This window comes from Citrobacter sp. S46_ASV_140, from assembly GCF_018919545.1.
Classification (GTDB): Bacteria; Pseudomonadota; Gammaproteobacteria; order Enterobacterales; family Enterobacteriaceae; genus Citrobacter; species Citrobacter braakii.
In genome coordinates, this window is record NZ_JAHLRC010000260.1 from 1 (window position 1) to 1,410 (window position 1,410).

Annotated in this window: 5 protein-coding genes; 2 read left to right on the forward strand and 3 right to left on the reverse strand. The window is 49.4% G+C overall.

Translation table 11 applies throughout. The annotated features are described in order from the left end of the window. On the forward strand, window positions 1–244 hold a 244-nt coding region (locus KQJ19_RS23585; protein ID WP_216404275.1), incomplete at its 5' end, for a helix-turn-helix domain-containing protein. Between the two features lie 30 nt (window positions 245–274). On the opposite strand, the gene ecnB is transcribed toward KQJ19_RS23585, so the two are convergent. The 3 genes from ecnB to efp all read right to left on the reverse strand — a co-directional run bounded on the left by ecnB (window position 275) and on the right by efp (window position 1,287). Further along, window positions 275–421, reverse strand: coding sequence for a lipoprotein toxin entericidin B (gene ecnB / locus KQJ19_RS23590; RefSeq protein WP_216404276.1), 147 nt, complete (start codon window positions 419–421; stop codon window positions 275–277). Window positions 422–528: 107 nt separating this feature from the next. Continuing rightward, window positions 529–663: a lipoprotein antitoxin entericidin A gene (gene ecnA, locus KQJ19_RS23595; RefSeq protein WP_016151394.1), complete on the reverse strand. Its 135-nt coding sequence runs from the start codon at window positions 661–663 to the stop codon at window positions 529–531. A 57-nt stretch (window positions 664–720) separates the two neighbouring features. Beyond that, window positions 721–1,287 (reverse strand): elongation factor P, encoded by a 567-nt coding sequence (gene efp, locus KQJ19_RS23600; protein ID WP_003025478.1) that lies wholly within the window; start codon window positions 1,285–1,287, stop codon window positions 721–723. A 41-nt stretch (window positions 1,288–1,328) separates the two neighbouring features. Here efp and KQJ19_RS24160 point away from each other — a divergent pair. Beyond that, the coding region (locus KQJ19_RS24160; protein WP_253296413.1) for a hypothetical protein at window positions 1,329–1,410 on the forward strand (82 nt) is incomplete at its 3' end.

Genomic DNA, 1,410 nt, shown 5'->3' on the forward strand with positions numbered 1-1,410 from the left:
GATTCAGGAGGCGCTACATCTTCGCCCCACATTAGAAATAGCCGAAAACGCGACTCCGCTGCTTACGCCGCAGGAGGAGAAAGTATTGTCGATGTGGATGGATGGTGTGAGTAACAATGCGATAGCCGCCGCACTCAGCATTCATGGCAAGACGGTCTACACCTATAAACGGAATATCCGCATGAAACTGCACATGGGGAACCGCTTCTCGCCGTTTCTCTCACTCCCCGGGAAGGGGAATTAACGGTACGACGTGACGTCGTACCGTTCATGATTATTGTTGAGCTTTTGTCGCTGCACCAGAGATTGCGCTACCGCCTTCAGAGATATCCTGCCCAACACCTTTCGTGGTATTGCACGCAGTCAACGCTGAAGAAAGAACCAACACAGAAAAGATCGCAGCAATTGTCTTTTTAACCATAACGTCTTCCTTTTCTAGCCAATATTGTTTGTGTATAGCTCATTAATAATAGACAAGATCCGGAAGTGTGATGGATAAACAACCGTTTTTAAGACTATGAGAGAGTGTTAGCTGGCGGCGTGAGAGATTGAATTGCCAAGATGTTTGATGTCTTCACCGAAGCCGCGCGCGGTATTACAACCCGCCAGGAGAGTGCTGGTGAAAAGGATGAGCATTACAAGACTGAGAAGACGTTTCATCATTCCTGCCCTGGAAAAAGTATGGCGCAGCAACCTGCGCCATAAGATCAAATAGATATCTTATTTTACGCGAGAAACGTATTCGCCGGAGCGAGTATCCACTTTGATCACTTCACCGATCTGTACGAACAGCGGAACTTTAACGACTGCGCCAGTAGACAGAGTAGCCGGTTTGCCGCCAGTACCAGCGGTATCGCCTTTCAGACCTGGGTCAGTTTCAACGACTTCCAGCTCAACGAAGTTTGGCGGAGTCACGGAGATCGGCTGACCGTTCCACAGGGTCACGATGCATTCAGCCTGGTCCAGCAGCCATTTAGCGTTATCGCCTACCGCTTTCTCGTCTGCAGCCAGCTGTTCGAAAGTGGTGTTATTCATAAAGTGCCAGAACTCACCGTCGCTATACAGGAAGGTCAGGTTCATGTCGGCTACGTCTGCGCCTTCAGCGGAGTCGGTAGACTTGAAGGTTTTCTCTACGCGAGTACCGGTCAGCAGGCGACGCAGCTTAACGCGCGCAAATGCCTGGCCTTTACCTGGTTTAACGAATTCGCTGGCTTCAACCGCATAAGGTTCGCCGTCCAACATGATTTTAAGACCAGCACGAAAATCGTTGCTATAGTACGTTGCCATAAGGCCCTCTGAAAATTGTTAACTGGTAGCTAAGCCACAAAATGGCGCATATTGTAACCCTAAATACCCCATCCAGAGAAGATTGGTTATCGCAACTTGCCGATGTTGTGACCGATCCTGATG

What these genes read in the sequence shown, in the direction of transcription:
- ecnB (WP_216404276.1), bottom strand. Translation starts at nt 421, where the DNA reads ATGGTTAAAAAGACAATTGCTGCGATCTTTTCTGTGTTGGTTCTTTCT.
- ecnA (WP_016151394.1), bottom strand. Translation starts at nt 663, where the DNA reads ATGATGAAACGTCTTCTCAGTCTTGTAATGCTCATCCTTTTCACCAGC.
- efp (WP_003025478.1), bottom strand. Translation starts at nt 1,287, where the DNA reads ATGGCAACGTACTATAGCAACGATTTTCGTGCTGGTCTTAAAATCATG.